Annotated in this window: 20 protein-coding genes; 16 read left to right on the top strand and 4 right to left on the bottom strand. The window is 62.0% G+C overall.

Annotated features, from left to right (window positions below; translation table 11 throughout):
- Positions 1 to 78: 78 nt before the first annotated feature.
- The 9 genes from V2B23_RS22465 (at position 79) to V2B23_RS22505 (ending at position 10,095) form a co-directional block, all read left to right on the top strand.
- Positions 79 to 951 carry an FAD binding domain-containing protein gene (locus tag V2B23_RS22465; RefSeq protein WP_430952358.1) on the top strand — a complete coding sequence of 291 codons (873 nt, stop codon included), beginning with the start codon at positions 79 to 81 and terminating at the stop codon, positions 949 to 951.
- Position 952: 1 nt separating this feature from the next.
- Positions 953 to 1,423 carry a (2Fe-2S)-binding protein gene (locus V2B23_RS22470; protein ID WP_430952359.1) on the top strand — a complete coding sequence of 157 codons (471 nt, stop codon included), beginning with the start codon at positions 953 to 955 and terminating at the stop codon, positions 1,421 to 1,423.
- Entirely contained in the window at positions 1,423 to 3,810 is a 2,388-nt protein-coding gene (locus tag V2B23_RS22475) for an aerobic carbon-monoxide dehydrogenase large subunit (protein WP_430952360.1), read from the top strand. The genes V2B23_RS22470 and V2B23_RS22475 overlap by 1 nt, the downstream gene beginning before the upstream one ends.
- Positions 3,811 to 3,839: 29 nt before the next feature.
- On the top strand, positions 3,840 to 4,724 hold the full coding sequence (locus V2B23_RS22480; protein WP_430952361.1) for an XdhC family protein: 885 nt from the start codon (positions 3,840 to 3,842) through the stop codon (positions 4,722 to 4,724).
- Positions 4,721 to 5,593, top strand: coding sequence for an AAA family ATPase (locus V2B23_RS22485; protein WP_430952362.1), 873 nt, complete (start codon positions 4,721 to 4,723; stop codon positions 5,591 to 5,593). Before V2B23_RS22480 ends, V2B23_RS22485 begins: the two co-directional genes overlap by 4 nt.
- Positions 5,590 to 6,210, top strand: coding sequence for an SRPBCC family protein (locus tag V2B23_RS22490; protein ID WP_430952363.1), 621 nt, complete (start codon positions 5,590 to 5,592; stop codon positions 6,208 to 6,210). Before V2B23_RS22485 ends, V2B23_RS22490 begins: the two co-directional genes overlap by 4 nt.
- Positions 6,207 to 7,400: a vWA domain-containing protein gene (locus V2B23_RS22495; RefSeq protein ID WP_430952364.1), complete on the top strand. Its 1,194-nt coding sequence runs from the start codon at positions 6,207 to 6,209 to the stop codon at positions 7,398 to 7,400. Before V2B23_RS22490 ends, V2B23_RS22495 begins: the two co-directional genes overlap by 4 nt.
- 46 nt (positions 7,401 to 7,446) lie before the next feature.
- Positions 7,447 to 9,519 carry a cytochrome c oxidase assembly protein gene (locus V2B23_RS22500; RefSeq protein ID WP_430952365.1) on the top strand — a complete coding sequence of 691 codons (2,073 nt, stop codon included), beginning with the start codon at positions 7,447 to 7,449 and terminating at the stop codon, positions 9,517 to 9,519.
- Between the two features lie 165 nt (positions 9,520 to 9,684).
- The gene (locus V2B23_RS22505; RefSeq protein WP_430952599.1) at positions 9,685 to 10,095 is read left to right on the top strand and encodes a single-stranded DNA-binding protein; all 411 of its coding nucleotides are present in this window, start codon (positions 9,685 to 9,687) and stop codon (positions 10,093 to 10,095) included.
- Between the two features lies 1 nt (position 10,096).
- Here V2B23_RS22505 and V2B23_RS22510 read toward each other — a convergent pair whose 3' ends face one another.
- The gene (locus V2B23_RS22510) at positions 10,097 to 10,558 is read right to left on the bottom strand and encodes a MarR family winged helix-turn-helix transcriptional regulator (RefSeq protein WP_430952366.1); all 462 of its coding nucleotides are present in this window, start codon (positions 10,556 to 10,558) and stop codon (positions 10,097 to 10,099) included.
- Positions 10,559 to 10,648: 90 nt separating this feature from the next.
- Here V2B23_RS22510 and V2B23_RS22515 point away from each other — a divergent pair, with 90 nt between their 5' ends.
- From V2B23_RS22515 to V2B23_RS22540, 6 genes are all read left to right on the top strand, one after another.
- The gene (locus V2B23_RS22515) at positions 10,649 to 12,481 is read left to right on the top strand and encodes an ABC transporter ATP-binding protein (protein ID WP_430952367.1); all 1,833 of its coding nucleotides are present in this window, start codon (positions 10,649 to 10,651) and stop codon (positions 12,479 to 12,481) included.
- Between the two features lie 51 nt (positions 12,482 to 12,532).
- The gene (gene ettA / locus V2B23_RS22520) at positions 12,533 to 14,212 is read left to right on the top strand and encodes an energy-dependent translational throttle protein EttA (RefSeq protein WP_033232826.1); all 1,680 of its coding nucleotides are present in this window, start codon (positions 12,533 to 12,535) and stop codon (positions 14,210 to 14,212) included.
- Positions 14,213 to 14,215: 3 nt separating this feature from the next.
- Complete coding sequence (locus tag V2B23_RS22525; protein ID WP_033232828.1) at positions 14,216 to 14,626, top strand: acyl-CoA thioesterase; 411 nt, start codon at positions 14,216 to 14,218, stop codon at positions 14,624 to 14,626.
- An 84-nt stretch (positions 14,627 to 14,710) separates the two neighbouring features.
- Entirely contained in the window at positions 14,711 to 19,558 is a 4,848-nt protein-coding gene (locus tag V2B23_RS22530; RefSeq protein WP_430952368.1) for an NAD-glutamate dehydrogenase, read from the top strand.
- A complete protein-coding gene (locus V2B23_RS22535) occupies positions 19,555 to 19,974 on the top strand; it encodes an acyl-CoA thioesterase (protein ID WP_430952369.1) in 420 nt (139 codons plus the stop codon). The genes V2B23_RS22530 and V2B23_RS22535 overlap by 4 nt, the downstream gene beginning before the upstream one ends.
- On the top strand, positions 19,967 to 20,617 hold the full coding sequence (locus tag V2B23_RS22540; RefSeq protein WP_430952370.1) for a hypothetical protein: 651 nt from the start codon (positions 19,967 to 19,969) through the stop codon (positions 20,615 to 20,617). The genes V2B23_RS22535 and V2B23_RS22540 overlap by 8 nt, the downstream gene beginning before the upstream one ends.
- Here the strand turns inward: V2B23_RS22540 and V2B23_RS22545 are convergent, their stop codons facing one another.
- Both V2B23_RS22545 and V2B23_RS22550 read right to left on the bottom strand, forming a co-directional pair.
- A complete protein-coding gene (locus V2B23_RS22545; RefSeq protein WP_430952371.1) occupies positions 20,618 to 21,526 on the bottom strand; it encodes a DMT family transporter in 909 nt (302 codons plus the stop codon). It abuts the gene before it with no gap.
- Positions 21,514 to 23,112 (bottom strand): glycoside hydrolase family 13 protein, encoded by a 1,599-nt coding sequence (locus V2B23_RS22550; RefSeq protein WP_430952372.1) that lies wholly within the window; start codon positions 23,110 to 23,112, stop codon positions 21,514 to 21,516. The genes V2B23_RS22545 and V2B23_RS22550 overlap by 13 nt, the downstream gene beginning before the upstream one ends.
- Positions 23,113 to 23,260: 148 nt before the next feature.
- Between V2B23_RS22550 and V2B23_RS22555 the strand changes: the two genes are divergently transcribed.
- On the top strand, positions 23,261 to 23,680 hold the full coding sequence (locus tag V2B23_RS22555; protein ID WP_430952373.1) for a cupin domain-containing protein: 420 nt from the start codon (positions 23,261 to 23,263) through the stop codon (positions 23,678 to 23,680).
- A 4-nt stretch (positions 23,681 to 23,684) separates the two neighbouring features.
- Here the strand turns inward: V2B23_RS22555 and V2B23_RS22560 are convergent, their stop codons facing one another.
- A complete protein-coding gene (locus V2B23_RS22560) occupies positions 23,685 to 24,080 on the bottom strand; it encodes a globin (protein ID WP_033233162.1) in 396 nt (131 codons plus the stop codon).
- Positions 24,081 to 24,104 lie beyond the last annotated feature (24 nt).

The raw sequence follows: 24,104 nt of genomic DNA on the forward strand, positions 1-24,104 counted from the left end.
TGGAGAAATGCGCGCCCCCTTGACTCGCTGTGGCGCTCGGCAGAAGCTGAGATAACAGTCGAATGTGGGGTGCATCACATGCAGGTTCCTGGGCCGTTTGAGTACGAGCGGGCAACCGGTATCGACCACGCCATCGGATTGCTGGAGCGACTGGGCGATCAGGCGCGCGTTGTTGCGGGCGGACACAGCCTGCTTCCGATGATGAAGCTGCGACTGGCAAACCCCGGGTATCTGATCGATATCAACGACTTGGCTGACGAACTCGGTTACATCGCTTTTGATGACGGGCCCGTCCGGATCGGCGCGATGGTGCGTCATCGGCAGCTTCTCGAATCCGACGAACTTGCCGGCGCCTTCCCGATCTTTCGGGACGCGGAAAAGGTGATAGCCGATCCGGTGGTGCGAAACCGCGGAACTATCGGCGGTTCGCTGTGTCAGGCCGACCCCGCGGAAGACCTCAGCACGGTGTGCTCGGTGTTGGACGCGACGTGCGTCGTACGTGGTCCTTCGGGAACCCGCGACATTCCGATGGCGGAATTTCATGTCGGCCCCTATGAGACTGCCCTCAGCACAAACGAGATTCTCGTAGAGATTCGGCTTGCGCGTCGGGCAAACAGTTCGAGCGCCTACATGAAGGTTGAACGGCGGGTGGGGGATTGGGCGATCACCGCTGCGGGCAGCGCGGTGTGGATGGAAGGCGATGCCATAAAAGGGGGACGGCTCGGCCTTACCGCGGTCAATTCCGATCCGCAGGCGCTGGCCGAGATTTCCGGGTATCTGGAGGGTAAGGCGCCATCCGAGGAGGTCTACCGGCGCGCCGGGGAGATGGCAGAACAGGCCTGCGAGCCCGTCACCGATCAGCGCGGAAGTGCCGACTACAAACGCCACCTCGCAGGCGTACTTACTGTCCGCACTCTGCGAAGCGCTGTGGCCAGGATTGGGGAAGACTGATATGCGGGTAACGATGACGGTCAACGGTGAGCCGGTGTCCCAAGACGTGGAACCGCGCATGTTGTTGGTGCATTTCCTGCGAGACCAACTGCAGCTCACAGGAACTCACTGGGGATGCGACACCAGCAATTGTGGGACCTGCGTGGTGACGGTGGACGGTGAACCGGTGAAGTCGTGCACCATGCTGGCGGCTATGGCCGACGGTCACGAGATCGGAACCGTCGAAGGTCTCGAACGAGACGGTGTGCTCGACCCGATTCAAGAGGGATTTATGCACTGCCACGGATTGCAGTGCGGTTTTTGCACTCCCGGGATGATGATCACCGCGCGGGCACTCCTTGATCGCGATCCAAACCCTGACGAATCAACAATCCGGGAAGCGATTTCCGGTCAGATCTGCCGCTGCACGGGATATACGACGATCGTGCGCTCGGTGCAATGGGCAGCGGCGCATCCGGTAGGAGGTTCGTGATGACCAGCGTCGACTCGGCGCCCGAGTTGGAGGTCAACGACGGAAAGCCGTGCGGGCACGGGCGAATGCTCCGCAAGGAGGATCCTCGCTTCATCCGGGGTCAGGGTCACTACCTCGACGACGTGCAACTGCCTGGCATGTTGCATCTCGCAATTCTGCGCGCACCGGTGGCACACGCCCGACTGGTGAGCATCGATACCACTGCAGCGCAGGAACATCCGAAAGTGAAGGCGGTGGTGACAGGAGCGGATCTGGCCGCGCAGGGTCTCGCGTGGATGCCGACGCTGTCCAGCGACGTGCAAGCGGTGCTGGTCACCGACAAGGTGCGCTTTCAAGGGCAGGAGGTCGCATTTGTGGTGGCCGAGGATCGGTACTCGGCGCGGGACGCCTTGGAGTTGATCGAGGTCGAGTACGACATCCTCGATCCGGTGATCGACGCACGTACTGCATTGTCGCCGGACGCACCGGTGATCCGCACCGATCTCGACGGCAAGACGGACAATCACTGCTTCGACTGGGAGACCGGTGACAAAGCTGCCACCGACGCGGTGTTTGCTGCAGCCGACGTTGTGACAAAACAGGAAATCGTCTACCCGCGTGTGCACCCAGCTCCGATGGAAACCTGTGGGGCAGTTGCCGATTACGACCGTGTCTCCGGGAAGCTGACCTTGTGGTCCACCAGCCAGGCGCCGCACGCGCATCGCACTCTCTACGCGCTGGTGGCAGGTTTGCCCGAGCACAAGATCCGGGTGATTTCCCCGGATATCGGAGGCGGGTTCGGAAACAAAGTCCCGATCTATCCGGGGTACGTGTGCGCGATAGTCGCTTCACTCGTGACCGGGAAACCCGTCAAGTGGATGGAAGATCGAAGCGAAAACCTCACCAGCACAGGATTTGCCCGCGACTACATCATGCTCGGGGAGATCGCGGCAACCAAGGAAGGCAAGATCCAGGCCATCCGTACTCATGTTCTGGCCGATCACGGCGCCTTCAATGGAACGGCGGCGCCCACCAAATATCCGGCCGGGTTCTTCGGCGTCTTCACCGGCAGCTACGACCTCGAGGCTGCATACTGCGCGATGACGGCTGTGTACACGAACAAGGCTCCCGGCGGAGTTGCCTACGCGTGTTCCTTCCGGATCACCGAGGCGGTCTACTTGGTGGAGCGGTTGGTGGACTGCCTTGCCTTCGACCTGGATATGGATCCAGCCGAACTGCGATTGAAAAACCTGCTGAAGCCGGACCAGTTTCCCTATACGAGCAAGACCGGCTGGAAATACGATTCGGGCGACTACGCGACAACCATGCGCAAGGCGATGGACATGATCGGCTACGACGCCTTACGGCGCGAGCAAGCCGAGAAGCACTCGCGCGGGGAATTGATGGGCATCGGCATGTCTTTCTTCACCGAGGCCGTCGGCGCGGGGCCGCGCAAGAACATGGACATCCTCGGGCTGGGAATGGCCGACGGTTGCGAATTGCGAATTCACCCCACCGGTAAAGCGGTAGTGAGGATTTCGGTTCAAACTCAAGGGCAGGGACACGAAACGACGTTTGCTCAGATTGTCGCCGAAGAACTCGGCATTCCGCCGGACGATATCGACGTTGTGCACGGCGATACCGACAACACTCCATTCGGGCTCGGTACCTACGGCAGTCGATCAACCCCTGTGTCCGGCGCCGCCGCTGCTCTGGTGGCACGCAAAGTGCGAGACAAGGCCAAGATCATCGCGTCGGGGATGCTGGAGGTGTCCGTCGCGGACCTCGAATGGGAGAAGGGGTCCTTTCACGTGAAAGGTGATCCGTCGGCAGCGGTCACCATCGCGGATATTGCGATGCGGGCACACGGTGCCGCCGATCTTCCCGAGGGGATCGAAGGCGGTCTCGAAGCCCAAATCTGTTACAACCCCGAGAATCTCACTTATCCGTATGGTGCCTACTTCTGTGTGGTCGACATCGACCCGGGAACGGCGCAAGTGACTGTTCGCAGATTCCTCGCGGTGGACGACTGCGGAACCCGGATCAATCCGATGATCATCGAGGGGCAGGTGCACGGCGGTATCGTCGACGGCATCGGCATGGCGTTGATGCAGATCATCAGCTTCGACGAGGACGGCAACTGCCTCGGCGGTTCCTTCATGGACTACCTCATCCCGACAGCGATGGAAGTGCCCAATCTCGAAACCGGGTTCACCGTGACCCCGTCGCCGCATCATCCGATCGGTGCCAAAGGAATTGGGGAAAGCGCAACCGTCGGCTCACCGCCGGCCGTCGTGAACGCGGTAGTTGACGCCTTGAAGCCCTTCGGGATTCGGCACGCGGATATGCCATTGACGCCGTCGCGAGTGTGGGAGGCAATGGAAGGTCGAGGTAGGCCACCTATCTGAGAAAGGCTGGATCCGAGAAAGGCTGGGCAATGAACGGCACCACTCACGACGTGCGATTGCGCGCCGAGCAATTGATCGGTGAGCGTCGTCCCTTTGTGACTGCAACCGTCGTCCGGGCCCAGCAACCGACGTCGGTGCATCCTGGAAATACGGCAATAGTCCTCTCGGACGGAACAATCGAAGGATTTGTCGGCGGGCAATGTGCGCAGAATTCGGTACGCGAAGCAGCCAGAGGAGCGCTGAACAGCGGTGAAAGTGTGCTGCTGCGAGTACTTCCCGATGGCGCGCCGACATTTCCGACAACCAGCGGAGCCGACGTGGTGGTCAACCCGTGTCTGTCCGGCGGCGCGATGGAAATATTCTTGGAACCCACGCTGCCGGCACATGTGCTGTCTCTGTACGGCGATACCCCGATCGCGGATGCGGTGGTCGAGTTTGCCCGTGTGCTTGACCTCGACGTTGTGCGGGTATCTGCGGCAGAAGCCGTGACTGAGGATGCAACAGCCGTGATTATCGCAAGCCTCGGCGGCGAGGAGGCGCTGACGATTCGCGCTGCGCTCGATGCCGGAGTGCAGTACGTCGGCATGGTCGCGAGCCGGGTACGGGGCGCCGCGGTGCTCGAACAACTGGAATTGACGGAGTCGGAGCGGGCGCGAGTTCACACCCCGGTCGGGATGTACATCGGCGCCAAAACACCCGCAGAGATAGCACTTTCCATAGTTGTCGACGTGGTCCGCGCCATCCGTCTCGATGGTGTGAGTGTTGCGCGGAATAAACTGGTGGCGAGGACGGCCGTCGATCCGATCTGTGGGATGACGGTCACCGTCACTGCTGACACACCGCATCTCGAGGATGACGGCGTCGACGTGTGGTTCTGTTCGCCGGGTTGTCTGCATAAGTACGAGAAGACATGAGCGGCGAATTCACCGATGTCGCGGAGTTGATCCGCCGCTTCGACGCATACGACTATCTCTTGGATGTGGGCACGGCAACAGCGTTGTATCTTGCTCTGGAACTGGGTCGGCCGCTGCTGCTCGAAGGTGAGCCGGGAGTGGGGAAGACTACTGCGGCAAAGGCTTTGGCACTCTCGCTCGATGCGCCGTTGATCAGATTGCAGTGCTACGAAGGACTCAGCGCCAACGAAGCTCTCTACGACTGGAACTACCAACGTCAGCTACTGGCGATCAAACTGTCCGAAGCACGAGGGGATGCGCTCGACGAAGCTGACCTGTTTACCGAGGAGTTCCTACAGGAACGCCCGATTCTGCGATGTGTGCGGCACCGCGGGCCGTCGGCTCCCGTACTGCTCGTCGACGAAATCGACCGTGCGGATGACGAATTCGAGGCGCTGCTCCTCGAGTTTCTGGGTGAATCGGCCGTCACGGTACCCGAACTGGGTACGTTCACCGCTATACGTCCCCCGGTGGTGGTATTGACGTCGAACCGCAGCCGCGATCTCCATGACGCGCTCCGGCGGCGTTGCCTCTACCACTGGATCGACTACCCCGAACCCGGGCGTGCGGTCGCTATCGTACGACGCATGGTGCCGTCGGCGAATCTGGCATTGATCGAGCACGCCACCGCGTTTGTCGGACAGATCCGAGGGGGCGATCTCGACAAGGCGCCGGGCGTCGCCGAAACCATCGACTGGGTATCAGCTCTCGTGACTTTGGGGGTGGCCGATCTGGTTCGGGAGGACGCCATTGTCAGCTTGGGTGCATTGGCAAAAACTCCGGACGATCGCGCAGTACTGCGCGGCGAGTTGATGAAAGGGCCACCATGAAGATCGCACACGAATTCACCGTCACCGCACCCGTCGAGGAGGCGTGGACAACCCTGACCGACCTCGAAGGAATCGCGCCGCTTCTGCCGGGGGCACAGATGACCGGACGAGAGGGAGACGATTTTTTGGGCACCGTGACAGTCAAAGTGGGGCCGGTGCTCAGTGAATTTGCCGGCCGCGCGACATTCGTGGAGAGGGACGAGGAAACGCACAAGGCTGTGATCAATGCCCGCGGCCGTGACAAGCGCGGATCCGGAAATGCGAGTGCCACCATCACTGCGCAGTTACATCCCGAAGGAGCGCAGACGCGAGTGAGTGTGGATACCGATGTGAAGATCGTCGGCAAACTGGCACAGTTCGGCAGTTCCATGATCACGCAGGTCTCGGAGAAGTTGATGGGGGAGTTTGCGAAATCGTTGGAAGAGAAACTTGCCGGACGGGCACAAACTATGGAAACACCGGATGCTGAACCTCAGACGGTCGAACCCCGTGCCGTTGAACCCCTCGACATTGTGGAACTTGCCGGCGGGTCCATCGCGAAACGTGCTCTGCCACTTATTGTTGCAGTAGCTGCGGCGATCGTCGTGTTTGTAGTGCTGCGTCGTCGAAGCAGATGATTCCTCACGCGGGCGCCACTCTGTTGCGTGGTGTGGATGTTGCTGCTTTTGCCACTGCGTTGGTCGACCTGTTGCGTCGGCAGGGTGTTGGAGTGTCGGCCGTCGGGGCTGCCAACTTCAGTGAAGCGGTGCATGTCCAATCGCCACGCACCCGGACGCAGTTGTACTGGACCGCGCGGATCACTCTGATCAACCGTCACGAAGACCTCGAGGTGTTCGACGCGCAGTTCGAACGAGTTTTTGTCGGTGCGACTCTGGGAGTGGACCCGATTGCGCGACGCGTGGGCAACGACCGCACGGTCGGCGACGCGCCTCGTGCTGTGGCTGGTGCGTCGCGAGGAGGTAGGGACATCATCGACGTGCCGTGGATCGGGCGCGCGACGTCGAGTGGGCGAGAAGCCGTGCCGGATCAGGTTCGGCCGGGTCTTCTACTTCCGAGCGCGCTTGCCGGGAAATCCGAGGAGCCTTTTGCTCAGTTGAGCCCGAGCGACCTTGCACTCCTCGGGCAGTGGATCGAACAGGCCGAGGCGGACTGGCCGAGGCGCCGCCGGAGAAGACGCCGACTCGGCCGGCGCGGAACCGTCGACCTGCGCGCAAGTATGAGCACCGCGAGGCGCACCGGATTCGAATTTGTACGCCTCGCCCGCGCCCGCCCACAGCAGCGGCCCCGCACAATTGTGGTGTTGTGCGACGTCAGTCGCTCGATGCACGGATACGCGGACATGTACTTGCATCTGATGAGAGTTGCCGCCCGGCGCGGCGACGCCGAAGTTTTTGCGTTCTCGACCACATTGACGCGGCTCACTGCGATCCTGGCGCATCGCAGCGCCGACGCGGCCATCGCCGAAGCAAATGCCAGAGTTGTGGACCGGTACGGCGGCACCCACATCGGAACATCCGTCGCGTCACTGCTCACCTCACATCACGGACACACCCTGAGAGGGGCAGTAGTCGTGATCGCCTCCGACGGTTGGGACAGTGACGATCCCGACATCCTCCTGCGCGCTATGGCCCGAGTGCGGCGCCGCGCCCACCGTGTCGTGTGGCTCAATCCCCGTGCCGGTGCGGCCGGATTCGAACCCCTGACCGGTTCCATGGCAGCGGCATTGCCGTACTGCGACGCCGTTCTTCCAGCTGATCGATTGACCGCTCTGCGGGCCCTGTTCACTGCAGTCTCCGACGCACAGTAGTAGGTGGATTGTCGTCGACGATCCCATACGTCCTACCCTGGTAGCTATGGCTACACCCGACCTTGCGCAGACGCAGTCCCCTCCACAAACAAGCGTCCGCGCTTCTTCGACCGCAATCTTTGTGGTCTGTGGACTGATTGCCGGGATGGTCGCAGCTCTTGTCGTCGGGTTTTCCGCATCTCGAGCGTTGACCCTGCTCGGCATTCCCGACCCCGGCGCGATCACGACATACGGGCTGCCCGCAGTTCGCGCTGTTGCCGAGATTGCCGCTGTCATCGCGATCGGCTCACTACTGTTGGCCGCGTTTTTCGTCCCACCACAAAAGTCCGGCGTGCTCGACGTCGACGGATATCGAGCGGTCCGGACGGCATCGCATGCCTCGATCGTGTGGGCGGCATGTTCGCTGGTGCTGATTCCGCTGACGCTCTCCGATACGTCGGGTCAGCCGTTCTCCGAAGCGATCAAACCGGCGAATCTGTGGTCCGGACTCGATCAGGTGGAAATCGCCGGCGCCTGGCGTTGGACGGCTGTCATCGCCGTGGTCCTGGCAATTCTGGCTCGACTGACCCTGCGCTGGTGGTGGACGCCGTTGCTGCTGGTGGTCGGCCTGCTCGGCCTTATGCCCCTCGCTCTTACCGGGCACTCGTCGTCGGGTGGCTCGCACGACATCGCGACCAACAGCCTGATCTTGCACCTCGTTGCGGCGTCGCTGTGGGCCGGTGGATTGTTTGCGCTCCTGGCACATGCTCGCCGCGGCGGTGACCACACGGACGTCGCTGCTCAGCGCTTTTCGACCGTCGCCACCATTTGTTTTGTCGTCATGGGTTTCAGTGGCGTCATCAACGCGATTGTTCGTCTCCCACTCGACGACCTGTTCACGACGACATACGGTCGCCTGATTGTCGCGAAGATCGTCGCGCTGATCGTCCTCGGATGCTTCGGTTGGTTGCAGCGCAGTCGTGCGTTGCCTGCGCTCGCCGAGAACCCGAACTCCCGTTCGGCGCTGATCCGGTTTGCCGGTGGTGAAGGCATCATCTTTGCCGCCACCATCGGGCTGGCAATCGGCCTCGGCCGCACACCGCCGCCTCCGCCGACGAGCATCCCGACCATTCCTGAGGTCGAACTCGGCTACAACCTGCCGGACCCGCCGTCGTTCATGGCATTCGTGACCGAGTGGCGTTTCGATTTGATGTTCGGCACTGCCGCGATCGTGGCTGCGGTTCTGTATTTCCTCGGCCTGCGCAAGCTGTCGAAGCGTGGCGATTCCTGGCCGGTGGGCCGCACCATTTCCTGGATGATCGGATGCGCGGTCCTGCTGATCGCCACGTCGTCGGGAGTGGGAAAATACGCGACTGCCGTGTTCAGCGTTCACATGGCCGGACACATGGCGTTGTCGATGCTGGCGCCCGTTCTGCTGGTTCTGGGTGCGCCCATCACGTTGGCGTTGCGCGCGCTCGAACCCGCAGGCAAGGACGGCGTACCCGGCATTCGTGAGTGGATCCTCGTTGCCCTGCACAGTCCGTTCTCGCGATTCATCACTCACCCGATTGTTGCTGCGGTTCTCTTTGTCGGCGGCTTCTACGTGCTCTACCTCGGCGGTATCTACGGAGCCACGGTCGATTCCCACAGCGCGCACCTGCTGATGAACCTGCACTTCATTCTCAGCGGCTATCTCTTCTACTGGGTCGCGATCGGTGTTGACCCGTCGCCGCGCCAACTCCAACCCGTGACCAAACTGGCCATGGTCTTCGGCTCGCTCCCGTTCCACGCGTTCTTCGGTATCGCCTTGATGAGCACCACCACGATCATGGGCGGCGAGTTCTTCCGCTCACTTGGCTTGGGCTGGAACGACGATCTTCTGGGCGATCAGAAGTTGGGCGGCAGTATCGCCTGGGCGACGGGTGAGATCCCGCTGATGGTGGTCATGCTCGCACTGCTGGTGCAGTGGTCACGCTCCGACCGGAAGACGGCGGTGCGAACGGACCGCGCAGCCGAACGCGATCACGATGCAGACCTGGCCGCGCACAATGCGATGTTTGCCGAACTTGCGCGGCGCGACCGTGAGGGCTGGGGCCCTAAACCACAACAATCAGATGAATCGTCTTCCTCTGGCACCTAGCACCACACACCGACACTGCCCGGACCATCTGGTCCGGGCAGTGCTGGTTTTCCACAGGCATTGGGTTCATCCCCAGGTTCTTTTTGATTGCGACGGCAACCCGTTTTTCGATTCAGAATCTTCAGGTGGGATTCAGTGGCCAAAGAGATTCAAGGGGGATGGAACATGTACGAGACATCGGCAACGGTTGTCGGCACCGTCATCACCAATCCGGTGAAGCGGCAAACCACCAATGGTGAAGAGGTGCTGAGCTTTCGGATGGCCAGCAACGCACGACGCAAGGATTCGGTGACCGGGGAATGGACCGACGGCGCCACGCTCTATCTCACGGTCACGTGTTGGCGACGGCTGGTGACCGGCGTCGGAGCATCCATCATGAAGGGTGATCCGGTGATGGCGACGGGGGAGTTGCGCACCAACGAGTACACCACCAAGGAGGGCATTGCTCGGTCCGACCTGGAAATGAGAGCAACTGCGGTGGGGCCCGACCTTGCCCGGTGCATCGCAAAGATCGAGCGGCACAGCAAACCTGTGTCAGGGGACGAACCGGCAGAGACAGAGACTGCGGCGGCTTAGGTCAGGCCCGGGTTTTCGGGCAGTCGCGGGGGCGGCCGTGGTCGTGCCCCGCGTCTACTCGCTCGAGCAGTTCGGTGAGAACAACCCGTTCTGTGTCGTCGAGGTCGTCGAAGATGTCCGAGGATTCTCGGCGTTGAGCCTGTGCGACCTCGGCTGCGAGGGCAGCGCCGGCGTCGGTGAGTTCGAGGAGCACTGCTCGTCGGTCATGGGGGTCAGGAGTGCGCTTCACCCATTCCGCCGCTTCGAGGGAATCCACGACATCGGTGGCGGAGCGGGGAACGATGCGCAGCTTTTCCGCGAGAAAGCCCAATCGGACCGGTTCGCCCACTCGGGTGAGCACTCTCAGAGCGCGACTCTGTGACGGGGAGAGGCCAAATGGCTCGAGGGCCGCGACCTGGCGTCGGCGAATGGTTCGCGCCACGGACAACACGACATCGGTGAGTTCGCGCTCTCGGGAATGCATGGCGTCAGTCTAGCGTTGTTGGTGTCAGCCTCATAGTGAGGTAACCTCATCAATATGAAACTAAGGTGAGAAAGCCTCCAGGAGGTAAACGTGAAACCAGATCACATCAGAGATTTCCAAAACTCCGCTGTCGAGACCACTCCGGCGGACCCCGTATCACCACGACGTGTCCTCGAGCTGTTCACGCCGTATCGGACGCAGATCGCCATCGTCACGGCGGTCATCACGCTCAGCGCTATCGTGGCGTTGGGCAGCCCACTGCTCCTGCGCGAAATGCTCGACAAGGCAATCCCGGACAAGGACCTCGGACTGGTCAGCATCCTGGCAATCGGCATGATCGCGATTGCCGTGATCACCAGCTGCCTCGGTGTTGTGCAGACGTGGATGTCCAACAGCATCGGCCAGAAACTGATGCACCAACTGCGTGTCCGGGTGTACACACACCTGCAGAATCAGTCCCTGGGGTTCTTCGCGAGAACCAGGACCGGCGAGGTGCAGTCACGTATCGCCAACGATATCGGCGGAATGCAATCGGTGGTCACCAACACGGCAACGTCGATTGCGCAGAACGCCACCACTGTCGCAGCGACGATCGTTGCGCTCTTCCTGCTCGACTGGCGACTGGCGATCTTCTCGCTGGCGATCCTGCCGGTGTTCATCCGTATCGCCCGCAAGATCGGTAACGAGCGCCGCAAGATCTCCGGCAAGCGGCAGAAATTGCTCAGCGATCTGTCCGTTCAAGTCGAGGAATCACTCTCGGTCAGCGGCATTCTGCTGGGGAAGACAACCGGTGCGAAGTCCGCGTTGACCGACCGCTTCGCCGAACGGTCGTCCGAGGTTGCCGACGTCGAACTCCGGGCGATGATGGCCGGCAAATGGCGCATGGCGTCGATGTCGATCACATTTGCGGCCATGCCGGCACTGGTCTACTGGTTTGCGGGATTCACTCTCGACCACGGCAACACCATCACCGTCGGCACGCTGGTCGCGTTCACGACCTTGCAGACTCAGTTGTTCCGGCCCACCATGATGCTGCTCAATACGGGCGTCGAGGTGCAGAGTTCCATGGCACTGTTCAGTCGCGTCTTCGAGTACCTGGATCTGCCGATCGACATCGCTGATCCGGAAGAGTCGAAGGAGTTCGACGTATCGGCACTGTCGGGCGAACTGCGATTCGATCATGTCGACTTCTCATATCCGGGAACAGACAGCAAGACTCTCGACAACATCGACCTCACAGTCCCGGCCGGCGGAACACTGGCGCTTGTCGGCTCCACCGGTTCTGGCAAAGCCACCCTTGGTTACCTGGCCGCGCGGCTGTACGACCCGACGGCGGGATCGGTCAGGATCGACGGCGTCGATCTGCGCGACCTCGATCTGTCGACGGTGTCGGATCTGGTCGGCGTCGTATCGCAGGAGACATATCTGTTCCACACGACGATTCGCGAGAATCTGCGGTTCGCAAAGCCGGATGCAACCGATGACGAGATCGAGCAAGCTGCGCGGATTGCCCAGATCCACGAGTTCATCTCCGGTCTGGATGACGGTTACGACACCATGGTCGGTGAGCGCGGTTACCGCTTCTCCGGTGGTGAGAAGCAACGCATCGCCATCGCACGGACTGTGCTGCGGAATCCGCCGATTCTCGTTCTCGACGAAGCGACCAGCGCGTTGGACAACCGCACCGAGCGTGCGCTGCAGGATGCACTCGACGAGCTGATGGTCGGCCGCACCACTTTGGTTGTGGCGCACAGGCTTTCCACGGTTCGCGATGCGGATCTGATCGCTGTTCTGGATCAGGGTGTTGTCGTGGAGAAGGGCACACACGAGCAACTGGTGCAACAAGGGGGACGGTACGCGCAGCTTCTCGCAGCTTCTTCCAGTGAAGCATTGGAACTGCCGACCGAACTGCAGAGCGTGTGAACCCGTCGACGCAATGTGGGTAATGCGACAAACACCGATAGGCTGGCGGTCATGGCTGAGTTCATTTACACGATGAAGAAGGTGCGCAAGGCGCACGGTGACAAGGTCATCCTCGATGACGTCACGATGAGCTTTTACCCCGGCGCGAAGATCGGTGTCGTCGGACCCAATGGCGCTGGTAAGTCCAGCATCCTCAAGATCATGGCCGGGCTGGATCAGCCGGGCAACGGCGAGGCCTTCCTCGCTCCCGGCGCATCCGTCGGCATCCTCATGCAGGAGCCGCAGCTCGACGAGACCAAGACCGTTCGTGAGAACGTCGAAGAAGGCCTCGGCGAGACCATGGTTCAGCTCAAGCGATACAACGAGATCGCCGAGCTCATGGCTACGGACTACTCCGACGAGCTCATGGAAGAGATGGGTGAGCTTCAGGAGAAGCTCGACCATGCTGACGCCTGGGAGATCGATTCCCAGCTCGAACAGGCCATGGACGCGCTTCGTTGCCCGCCGCCGGAGGACATGGTCACCCATCTCTCCGGTGGTGAGAAGCGTCGCGTCGCGCTGTGCAAGCTGCTGCTGAGCAAGCCCGACCTCCTGCTCCTCGATGAGCCCACCAACCACCTCGACGCCGAGTCGGTTCTGTGGTTGGAGCAGCACCTCGCTGCATACCCCGGCGCTATCCTCGCCGTCACCCACGATCGCTATTTCCTCGATCACGTGGCGCAGTGGATCTGTGAGGTCGACCGCGGACGCCTCTACCCGTACGAGGGCAACTACTCCACCTACCTGGAGCAGAAGGCCGCACGCCTCGAGGTTGCCGGCAAGAAGGACCAGAAGCTGCAGAAGCGCCTCAAGGACGAACTCGCCTGGGTACGTTCCGGCGCCAAGGCCCGTCAGGCCAAGAACAAGGCTCGTCTCGATCGCTACGAAGAAATGGCAAACGAGGCCGAGAAGACCCGCAAGCTCGACTTCGACGAGATCCAGATCCCCGCACCGCCGCGTCTCGGCGACGTCGTCGTCGAGGTCAAGAACCTCGACAAGGGCTTCGACGGCCGTGTTCTGATCAAGGACCTCTCGTTCACGCTGCCGCGCAACGGCATCGTCGGCGTCATCGGCCCCAACGGTGTTGGTAAGACGACGCTGTTCAAGACCATCGTCGGCCTCGAAGAGCCCGACGCCGGTGAGGTCAAGATCGGTCAGACGGTCAAGCTGAGCTACGTCGACCAGAACCGATCCGGCATCGACCCGAAGAAGACGGTCTGGGAGACCGTGTCCGACGGACTCGATTTCATCGTTGTCGGTCAGACCGAATTCCCGTCGCGTGCGTACATCAGCTCGTTCGGATTCAAGGGTCACGATCAGCAGAAGCCGGCCGGAGTTCTCTCCGGTGGTGAGCGCAACCGCCTCAACCTGGCGATGACGCTCAAACAGGGCGGCAACCTGATCCTGCTCGATGAGCCCACCAACGACCTCGACGTCGAAACCCTCGGTTCGCTGGAGAACGCTCTCGAAGAGTTCCCCGGCTGCGCCGTCGTGATCTCGCACGATCGCTGGTTCCTGGACCGCACGTGTACCCACATCCTCGCGTGGGAAGGCGGCTTCGGCGACAACGAAGCTGCGTGGTACTGGTACGAAGGAAACTTCGAAGGCTACGAGGCGAACAAGGTCGAGCGTCTCGGCCCCGACGCCGCGCGTCCGCACCGCGTCACGCACCGCAAGCTCACAAGGGACTGATCGGTGTCGGACGTATTCACGTGTGAGGTTCAGGTTCGGTGGGGTGATTCCGACCGGTTGGGCCACGTCAACAACACCAGGTATGCCGAGTACATGCAGGAAGCTCGCATCCAGTTCCTGACGTCGAAGCTTGCCGCTCATGGCGGCCGTCCGGGATACGTTGTCGTCCGAAAGATGTCCATCGAGTTCCTCAAGCCGGTGACGGATCGTTCCGGTCCGTTGAACGTCGAGATCTTCACGACTCATGTCGGGACCTCTTCGTTCACGGTCCGGCACGTCGTCCGCGACAACACCGGTGCCGAGTGCGCATCCGGTGACGCATTGATGGTCGGATTCGACACTGTGTCCGAAAAGTCCAGACCCCTCGCTGACAGCGAGCGTTTGGTGCTGGAAGCCGCGCTTGTTCCGGCGTAGTTCACCCTAGGTGGCGGTCACCGCGGCTAGTCTCGAGCATGAGATTGGCCGCGGTGATCAGAACCCACAGGATGTGAGCCAGGAATGACCGACCGAGCACCACACAATTCCGAAAGCCTCGACGAAGCGACGTTACTCACGCGCCTTCGCGAGGCTTTTTTCACACATATCGACGAGGGTGACAGCGGCGATGTGATCAACGGCCAATCCGATCGCGTCCTGAAAGCGCATCTCGAACTCGGGCGCACTCGGGTGCCGGGCACGGCGGTGTGGCGGATCTATCGTCCCGGGGATCCGGCGAAGTTGGGTGCGGCAATCCAGATCGTCAACGACGACATGTCACTGTTGGTCGAATCCATTACCGCGCTGCTCAATCGGCTGGGAGTGGGTATCAGTCAGTATGCCCATCCGATCCTTCGGGCAGATCGCGACAATTCGGGCAATTTGAAGTCTTTGGGAGACACGGGTATCCAAGAATCCTGGATGCACGTGCAGTTGGACGCGGGAGCGCAGGATTTCGAACTCGACGCCATCGAAGAACACCTGGGCACGGTATTGGCCGACGTCCGCGTGGTCGCCGACGACACCCCGTCCATGACTGCCCTGCAATTGAGCATCGCCGACGAACTCGAGGCGTCGGCAGCCTCGGCCACCGGTCGCGTCTCGTCGGAAGAATTCTCCGACACGGCTGGGCTGCTGCGGTGGATGGCTGCCGGCAACTACGCCGTGCTCGGATATCGACGGTTCGTCGGCACCCCGGACGGCTCCCGCACGGTGGACGGCAGTGGGCTCGGTGTGCTGCGATCCGACGCCGTCACCGACGGTCCGATGAGCTTGCCGCCGGTGGCCGATCTCCCGGATCGACCGCTGCTCGTCCTGACGCAGGGGTCATTCCCCGCTACCGTTCACCGCGCCGTGTATCCCTACTTCGTCGGGGTGTCGATACTCGACGACGACGGAAACATCGTGGGAGAGCACAGGTTCCTCGGCGTCTTCACCGTGGTGGCCCTTCACGAGAACGTACTTGCCATTCCGCTGATCGAGCGACGGGTGCGCGAGGTGATCAGCCGGGCCGGTGTCGACCTCGATTCGTATTCCGGTCAGGCGATGCTCGAGGTCATTCAGTCATTCCCACGCACGGAGTTGTTCTCCAGCGACACCGACACCTTGTTCGAGACCGTTCACGCGGTGCACAGCATCGGCCTGCGCCGTCAGGTGCGGTTGTTCGTGCGCGAAGACACGTTCGGTCGGTTTGTGTCCTGTCTGGTATACCTGCCGCGAGACCGCTACACAACGCGTGTCCGGTTGGCGATGCAGCACACCCTCTGGCGTGAATTCGGTCCGGGCACAGTGGATTACACAGCCCGGGTGAGTGAGAACGACCTTGCTTTGCTGCACGTGACGATCCGGCGTGAGCCTGACATCGAACCGATTCGGCTCGATGTGTCCGAGGAAAACCGTGAACGCGTGCAGGCGCTGCTGACCGAGGTCAGCCGCAGTTGGGACGACCGCATCACCGATCTCGTGCGTGAGCGCTCCGACCTCGATCTGGAATTGGTGCAGCGGTACATTCGGGTTCTTCCCGACGGATACAAGGAGGACTTCGAGCCCTCCCGCGCGTTGTCCGACATCTCACGGCTCGAAGCGTTGGCTCCTGGTTCGATCGACGTGTTGCTCTACCGCGGTGAGGATTCCGAACCCGGTCAGTGGCGGTTCACGCTGTTTGTCGGCGGCGACGCCATTTCGTTGAGCCAGGTTCTCCCGGTCCTGCAGTCGCTCGGTGTCGAGGTGCTCGACGAACGGCCACATGTGGTGCAGCGACTCGACGGGGTGAAGTGCTGGATCTACGATTTCGGGTTGTCTGTGCCCGCGGAATTGCGGGCGTCCGTGCAGGCGGACCTCGACACGCAAGTACCACTCGAAACCAGCACGGTAGCGCTGACCGAGGTGCAGAAGCGGTTCACCGCGGCATTCGGTGCCGTGTGGTTCGGGCGCGCCGAAGCTGACCGGTTCAACGAACTGGTGCTGCGGGCGGGGTTGACGTGGCGACAGGCAGTTATCCTGCGGGCTTACGCAAAATACTTGCGGCAGGCCACTTTTCCGTACAGTCAGTTTCATATCGAGGGAATCGCGCTGTCGCATCCGCGAACCGCGGCGGCACTCGTGGAACTATTCGAGGCGAAGTTCGATCCGAAATTGACTGGTGGGAAGCGTATCGAGGAGTTGGAGTCGCAACTGCGGGCCTCGATCGACGAAGTTCTCAGCCTCGACGCCGACCGTATCCTGCGGGGAATGTTCTCGCTGGTGAAGGCAACGCTACGCACCAACTTCTACGTCCTGGATACAGGTGGGCGCTCGCGCGGGTATCTCTCGATCAAACTTGATCCCTCGCGGATCAGTGAATTGCCCAAGCCCAGGCCGGCTTTCGAGATTTTTGTGTACTCGCCGGAGGTCGAGGGGGTGCACCTGCGGTTCGGAGCGGTGGCCCGTGGTGGTCTGCGGTGGTCGGACCGTCGGGAAGATTTCCGGACCGAAGTGCTTGGCCTCGTGAAGGCGCAGGCAGTCAAAAACGCGGTCATCGTCCCCGTCGGGGCCAAGGGCGGATTTGTCGTGAAGAATCCGCCGGTCCCGACCGGAGATCCGGCAACCGATCGCAGTGCCACGCTCGAATCCGGCAAAGCGTGCTACCGGACATTCATCTCGGGTCTGCTCGACATTACCGACAACGTTCATCCCGAGACCGGGGAAGTGGTGACGCCGGATCGGGTCGTGCGACTCGACGACGAGGATCGATACCTGGTCGTCGCCGCGGACAAGGGGACGGCATCGTTCTCCGACCTGGCGAACTCCGTTGCTGCGCAGTACAACTTCTGGCTCGGTGACGCATTTGCCTCGGGTGGTTCGGTGGGATACGACCACAAGGGAATGGGTATCACCGCTCGCGGCGCATGGGAAAGCGTCAAGCGGCACTTCCGGGAAATCGGTGTCGACACGCAGACCGAGGAATTTACCGTAGTCGGTGTCGGGGACATGAGCGGTGACGTATTCGGCAACGGTATGTTGCTGAGCCGTCACATCCGACTGGTCGGGGCATTCGACCACCGTCACATCTTCCTCGACCCCAATCCGGATGCCGCGCGATCATTTGTCGAGCGTGGCCGACTTTTCGAACTTCCGCGATCGTCGTGGGCGGATTACGACGCCAGCCTGATCAGCGACGGCGGTGGTGTGTGGGACCGTACCGTCAAGTCCGTCCCGATCTCCGAAAGTGTGCGCGTTGCCCTGGGATTGGACGACGGAGTCACCAAACTCTCGCCGCCCGAATTGATGCGCGCGATCCTGTCCGCGCCGGTTGATCTGCTGTGGAACGGCGGAATCGGAACGTACGTCAAGGCGTCGGCTGAAACCAATGCGCAAGTCGGCGACAAGAGCAACGATGCGGTCCGTGTCGACGGAGCAGACCTACGGGTCAAGGTGGTCGGCGAGGGCGGCAATCTCGGTGTGACGGCGCTGGGGCGAATCGAGTTCAGTGCCAACGGCGGACACATCAACACCGACGCGATCGACAACTCGGCGGGCGTGGACTGCTCCGATCACGAGGTCAATATCAAGATCCTGCTCGACACGCTGGTTCGGTCCGGCGCGCTCCCCGCAGACGAGCGGAACCCGTTGTTGGCCTTGATGACCGACGATGTCGCGCGTCTCGTTCTGGCGGACAACATCGCCCAGAATGCTCTGCTGGGTATTTCGCGGGTCACGGCGCCACAGATGCTTGGCGTCCACCGGCGGCAGATCAGCGAACTGAGCACCGCGCGCGGACTCGATCGCGCACTGGAGGCACTACCGACCAACAAAGAGATCGACCGGCGCCTGTCGATCGGATCCGGTTTGACGTCACCGGAATTGGCAACTCTCACTGCGCATGTGAAGCTCTCACTCAAGGACGATCTGCTCGCCACGGAGTTGCCGGACAACGAGTACTTCGCGCAGCAGATTCCCGGGTATTTCCCGGGTGCGGTGCGCGATCGGTTTGCCGCGCAGATCAAGGACCACCCACTGCGCCGACAGATCGTGGCGACCATGCTGGTCAACGAGGTCATCGACAACGGCGGAATCACCTACGCGTACCGACTGGCAGAGGAAACCGGTGCCAGCAGTACGGATTCGATTCGCGCGTACGCAGCCGTCCGTGAGGTATTTGCGCTCGACGACGTGTGGGGGCGGATCCGTTCGGCCGGACTCGCAGCTGATCTCGAGAACGATCTGATCGTGGAATCGTGCCGACTCCTCGACCGAGCCTCACGGTGGTTTCTCGCCAATCGGCCACAACCCATCGCGGTGGGAGCTGAGGTATCTCGCTATTCCGCGGCCTACCGGTCGACGGCACCTCTTGTTCCCGATTTGCTCGCCGGCCATCAGTTGACGGATCTGCTTGCCCGAGCTCAATTTGTCATCGACCGTGGTGCCCCCGAAGCTCTGGCACTCGAAGTCTTCCGGCTTCTGGACGTGTACTGCCTCCTCGACATCGCGGACATCGCCGACATCGCCGACCACGACATCGCGGAAGTTGCGCAGCTCTACTACACGCTTGATGCACACCTCGGGATCGACTGGCTGCTCACGGCAGTGTCCGGACTCGAGCGTGGGGATCGCTGGCATTCACTGGCCCGTCTGGCGTTGCGCGACGATCTGTACAGCTCGTTGCGGCAACTCACCATGGAAGTGCTCATCGGCGGTGAGCCGGGAGAATCGCCGCAGGAAAAGATCGACGAATGGGAAGCTACCAATGCGTCGAGGCTGAGCAGGGCGAGGGCCGCTCTCGGTGAGATCTTCGAGTCTGGGACGCTTGACCTCGCGACGCTCTCGGTAGCGGCGCGGCAGGTTCGCAGCATGGTGCGCAGCATGGGCACCCGATCGGAGGTAGGGCGTTGAGCGAAGGATTTCATGCCGACGTGGCGGTTCGATGGTCCGACATGGACGTCTTCCAACACGTCAACCATGCGCGCATGGTGACACTGCTCGAGGAAGCTCGGATTCCGTGGCTGTTCCACGACGGATGCCCGACGGTGTCATTGCGTGACGGTGCGGTTGTCGCGGATCTGCATGTGCGGTATCGGGGGCAGTTGCGGCACGACGATTCACCGCTCGACGTGTTGATGTGGGTGGAAAAGATTCGAGCCGTGGACTTTACGATCGGATACGAAGTGCGCCCCAAGTCGGCGGGGCCCTCGGTGGCGCCGGCCATCGTGGCATCGACGCAGATCGCGGCTTTCGATATCGACACGCAACGACTGCGCCGGCTCAGCGGTCCCGAGCGTGAGTACTTGGAGCGTTGGCAGCGTGCATGAGCGAATGCTGACGGTGCCCGATGACGCCGAGCGAAAGAACTTGGCCGGATTCATCGGGCACGCGTTGAGGTTGGACGAATCGGCCGTCATCAGGATGCGTCGACGCGGCCCGGATCACGTGAGTGTGTGGGCAGCAACAGGGTTCGACGCCCTGGCGACGCGCACTATCGTCGGCACCGTCAATCCCGACGACACCTCGGCCGCGGGGGACGCCTTGTTGGCTGCGCTGTCCCACGCGTCCGGCGAACTGATCGATCCGGGATTCTCGATGGACTCGGCGTGGCGGGGAGCGTTGCCGCCGGCCGAAGGATTCGAGCATCTCGACGATGTCCCGGCTCAGGTCTTGATCGAATTGGCACAGCGCGGAAATGCTTTGGCGCAGGAACACGGCAGCAGTTCGGGACCGCCCGTCTCGTTGCTCGATCAAGAGGTGCTCGAGGTCAGCGGGCCGACCATCACGGCCGGGATCTCGATGCGCGCGATATTTGCGCTGACCGCAATGGGATTCGTCGATGTGAACCGAATCGACGAGACGGAACTGGTGCGGGTTCGGGCAAGTAAATCGTGGATTCGCCTCGATGCGCGCTTCGGTTCGATCTATCGCCACCGCGGCGGGTCTATTCCACTGATGGTGGCCCGCTAGCTAGCCGTTACGCAGTGTGCCTGCCGTCAACAGACCGAGGGCCGCGACGACGGTGGCCATGCCGAGCAGTGCCACCGTGGTGATGGTCTCGCCGAGAACAACTGCGCCGAGTGCGGCGGCGACTACCGGTTCGAGGAGCGTCAGCGTTGCGACCGTCGCCGGGTTGAGGTGTCGCAGGGCCGCGGCGAAGAGCAGATAGGCCAGCACGGTCGGAACTACAACGAGATAGACCACCGCGGTTGCCCCGGCGCCGGTATCGAGCCCACCCGGCCATTGCCACATCAGGATCGGTAGTAGGAGGATCCCACCGATGCCGAACATCTGACCCATCGCGCCCTGCGTGGACACTCCCGCCGTGATCATGTGGGCGCCGGCAACGGTGTAGACCGCGTAACCCAGTCCGGCGATGAGTGCGGGCACCGCACCGGCGAGGACGTTCGACGATTCGCCGCCGGGTTGGCCGGCGACGATGAGCGTCATACCGGCGACGGCGACCAGGGTCGAGAGGAACCACAACGGGCCGGGCCGACGGCGGTCCACCAGGTACTGCAGTACGCCGGTGAACGCCGGCCCTGATCCCAGTGCGACCATCGTGCCCGCGGCAACTCCGGCCGCCTGCACGCCGGTGAAGAAGCCCAATTGATATGCGGCGACACCGAATCCGCCCATGAGGGCGGATCGGCTGGTCGAGCGAGTGAACCCGAGGCCGCCGCGCGCGTACGCAAACGCCGCGAGGATCAGGCCTGCGAGAACCACCCGCGCGGAACCGACGGCCAGGGGATCGAGGTCGTATCCGAGACTTTCCGACGCCAAGGCCTGTGCGGTTCCGGTGGTTCCGAACAGCACAGCAGCGGCAACAACCGCCAGGATCGAGCCTCGGTGAGTTGGGGTCGAGCTCAGATCAGCCACGCAGCGGTGTTGACGGGCAACAGACCGTCGACCAACGGAGCGCTGCTGAGGATGACGTCGCCGGCGGGCAGGGAAATAGGCACATCCGACGTGTTGAGGGCGCAGATCAACCCGCCCCGTCGACGAAAAGCCAGGCACCCGGGAGGGCTCCCGTACCAGTCGATATCGCTACCCGAGATCTCCGGCCGGGACGAACGCAATTCGAGGGCGCTGCGGTACAGCGAGAGCATCGAATCGACGTCCTCGAGTTGAGCCTCGACGGTCAGCGCAGACCACTCGGGTGGCATCGGCAACCACGTGCTCGCTGCGGTGGTGAATCCGAAGGGCGGAGCGGTGCCCTCCCACGGCAGTGGCACTCGGCATCCGTCGCGGCCACGCTCGGCATGACCGGAACGTTCCCACACCGGATCCTGCAGGGCGTCGTCGGGAAGCTCGACGTTGGGCAGTCCGAGTTCGGCGCCGTTGTAAATGAAGGCGGCACCGGGAAGTGCAAGCTCGACCAAGGCCATCGCCCGTGCGCGCAAAGTTCCGATCTGGCCGCCGCCGTATCGGGTGACCTCACGTTCGACATCGTGATTGGAGAGCGTCCACGTGGGGACGCCGCCGACCTCGGCTACTGCGGCGAGTGAGTTCTCGACCGCCGCCCGCACGGATTCCGCCGCGAAGTCGGTTTCTGCCAAGCGGAAGTTGAAACCGAGGTGAAGCTCGTCCGGACGGATGTACTCACCGAAGCGCTCGTTGTCGCGAACCCAGATCTCTCCCACGGTCATTGCCGCGGGGAATTCGTTCATGACCTTGCGGATTCCGCGGTGGATCTGGTGGACCTCCGGATTGTTGAATCGCGGATCGTCGTCGTCGTTGCGCATGAGCTCGTTGAGATCCCAGTCATGGTCCGGCAAACCCTCCGGCTTGGCCATTCCGTGGGCGACATCGATCCGAAATCCGTCGATACCCCGGCTGAGCCAGAAGCGCAGAGTCTTGGCCAGATCCTCGAACACCTCGGGGTTGTCCCAGTTCAGATCCGGCTGTTCCTTCGCGAAGATATGGAGGTACCACTGCCCGGGTTTTCCGTCGGCCTCCGTGATGCGGGTCCACGCCGGACCCCCGAAGATGCTGGGCCAGTTGTTGGGCGGTTCGGTGCCGTTCTCGCCCTTGCCGTCGCGGAAAATGTAGCGGGATCGTTCCGGGGAACCTGGCGCGGAGTCCAGCGCGGCTTGGAACCATTCGTGCTGGTCGCTGGTGTGGTTGGGCACCAGGTCCATCGTGATCTTGATATCGCGCTCGTGTGCCGCGCTGATCAGTGAATCCATAGCGGCGATGTCGCCGAACAGGGGATCGATGTCGCGCGGGTCGGAGACGTCGTACCCGTGATCGGCCATCGGCGACCGCATGACCGGGCTCAACCAGAGGGCGTCGACGCCCAGCAGTTCCAGGTACCCGAGTTTGTCCTCGATTCCGCCGAGGTCACCGATACCGTCGCCGTTGGAATCGGCAAAAGATCGCGGATAGATCTGGTAGAAAACTGCCTCGTTCCACCAAGGCGGAGTGGACGGGTTGGTAACGGTCGAATCCGCGGGGCTACTCACAAGTTCTCATAGTGCCAAACCTCGAGCACTCGCACGACTTGGACACGGCTGTTTGGTGGTTCTTTACCTCACCTTGGTGTACTTTCCAGGAGCGAAGACTCTGCCGTCGGCAATCTTTGCGCTACCGGTTTCTCGAGGGGGGAAAATCATGAGTTTGTCGGCAATCGAAGCAGTGAGTTTGGACCAACTTCCGTTGAACGACGATCCGATCAACGCGGACTGGATCATTTCCGGGGAGCCGGTCGCCCGCGCCGCGCAGTGGTCTGCCAGCAAGGACGGCACTACGACAACGCACGTGTGGGACTGCACCAAGAGGCGGTTCCGGTGGTACTTCAGTGCCGACGAGATCGTTCAGATCCTCGAAGGATCGGTGACGGTCGAGTCCGAGGGGGTCGCGAAGCGCACGCTGGCTGTCGGTGACGCCGCACTCTTTCGCGCCGGCAGCTGGTCGGAATGGCACGTCGAGGATTACGTCCGCAAACACGCGATTCTGAGCGTGCCACTGCACCCGAGCGTGTCGTTCGGTGTTCGGGCTGTGCGCAAGCTCGGACGAATGGTCAGGCGCTAGCGGTTCAGATGGCGGAATTGACCATGGACGCTGCAGCCATCTCCATGTAATCGATCAACTGTTGGCGATGCGCGGCGTCCAAGGTCTTCTCGTCGATGGACGCGATCGCAACATGCATGCAGCGTAGCCACGCGTCCCGTTCGATCGGGCCGATCACGAACGGATTGTGCCGCATCCGCAAACGAGGGTGTCCACGCTCGTCGGAGTAGGTGTGCGGACCGCCCCAGTACTGCTCGAGAAACATCCGCATTCGGCGCTCGGCTGGACCGAGATCCTCCTCCGGATACAGCGGGCGAACAACCTCGTCCTTCGCGACTTCCTCGTAAAACCGCGCGGTGAGCTTGTGAAACGTCTCGGCTCCGCCGACGGCGTCGTAGAAGGTCTGCTGTACGTCATTCATGGCGTGTTCCATTGTGCCTGATGG

Origin of the sequence: Rhodococcus sp. 24CO, from assembly GCF_050586165.1 — a bacterium.
Taxonomy (GTDB): Bacteria; Actinomycetota; Actinomycetes; order Mycobacteriales; family Mycobacteriaceae; genus Rhodococcus_F.

Coding starts and splice junctions, on each gene's coding strand:
- V2B23_RS22465 (WP_430952358.1), top strand. CDS start 79: ATGCAGGTTCCTGGGCCGTTTGAGTACGAGCGGGCAACCGGTATCGAC.
- V2B23_RS22470 (WP_430952359.1), top strand. CDS start 953: ATGCGGGTAACGATGACGGTCAACGGTGAGCCGGTGTCCCAAGACGTG.
- V2B23_RS22475 (WP_430952360.1), top strand. CDS start 1,423: ATGACCAGCGTCGACTCGGCGCCCGAGTTGGAGGTCAACGACGGAAAG.
- V2B23_RS22480 (WP_430952361.1), top strand. CDS start 3,840: ATGAACGGCACCACTCACGACGTGCGATTGCGCGCCGAGCAATTGATC.
- V2B23_RS22485 (WP_430952362.1), top strand. CDS start 4,721: ATGAGCGGCGAATTCACCGATGTCGCGGAGTTGATCCGCCGCTTCGAC.
- V2B23_RS22490 (WP_430952363.1), top strand. CDS start 5,590: ATGAAGATCGCACACGAATTCACCGTCACCGCACCCGTCGAGGAGGCG.
- V2B23_RS22495 (WP_430952364.1), top strand. CDS start 6,207: ATGATTCCTCACGCGGGCGCCACTCTGTTGCGTGGTGTGGATGTTGCT.
- V2B23_RS22500 (WP_430952365.1), top strand. CDS start 7,447: ATGGCTACACCCGACCTTGCGCAGACGCAGTCCCCTCCACAAACAAGC.
- V2B23_RS22505 (WP_430952599.1), top strand. CDS start 9,685: ATGTACGAGACATCGGCAACGGTTGTCGGCACCGTCATCACCAATCCG.
- V2B23_RS22510 (WP_430952366.1), bottom strand. CDS start 10,558: ATGCATTCCCGAGAGCGCGAACTCACCGATGTCGTGTTGTCCGTGGCG.
- ettA (WP_033232826.1), top strand. CDS start 12,533: ATGGCTGAGTTCATTTACACGATGAAGAAGGTGCGCAAGGCGCACGGT.
- V2B23_RS22530 (WP_430952368.1), top strand. CDS start 14,711: ATGACCGACCGAGCACCACACAATTCCGAAAGCCTCGACGAAGCGACG.
- V2B23_RS22555 (WP_430952373.1), top strand. CDS start 23,261: ATGAGTTTGTCGGCAATCGAAGCAGTGAGTTTGGACCAACTTCCGTTG.
- V2B23_RS22560 (WP_033233162.1), bottom strand. CDS start 24,080: ATGAATGACGTACAGCAGACCTTCTACGACGCCGTCGGCGGAGCCGAG.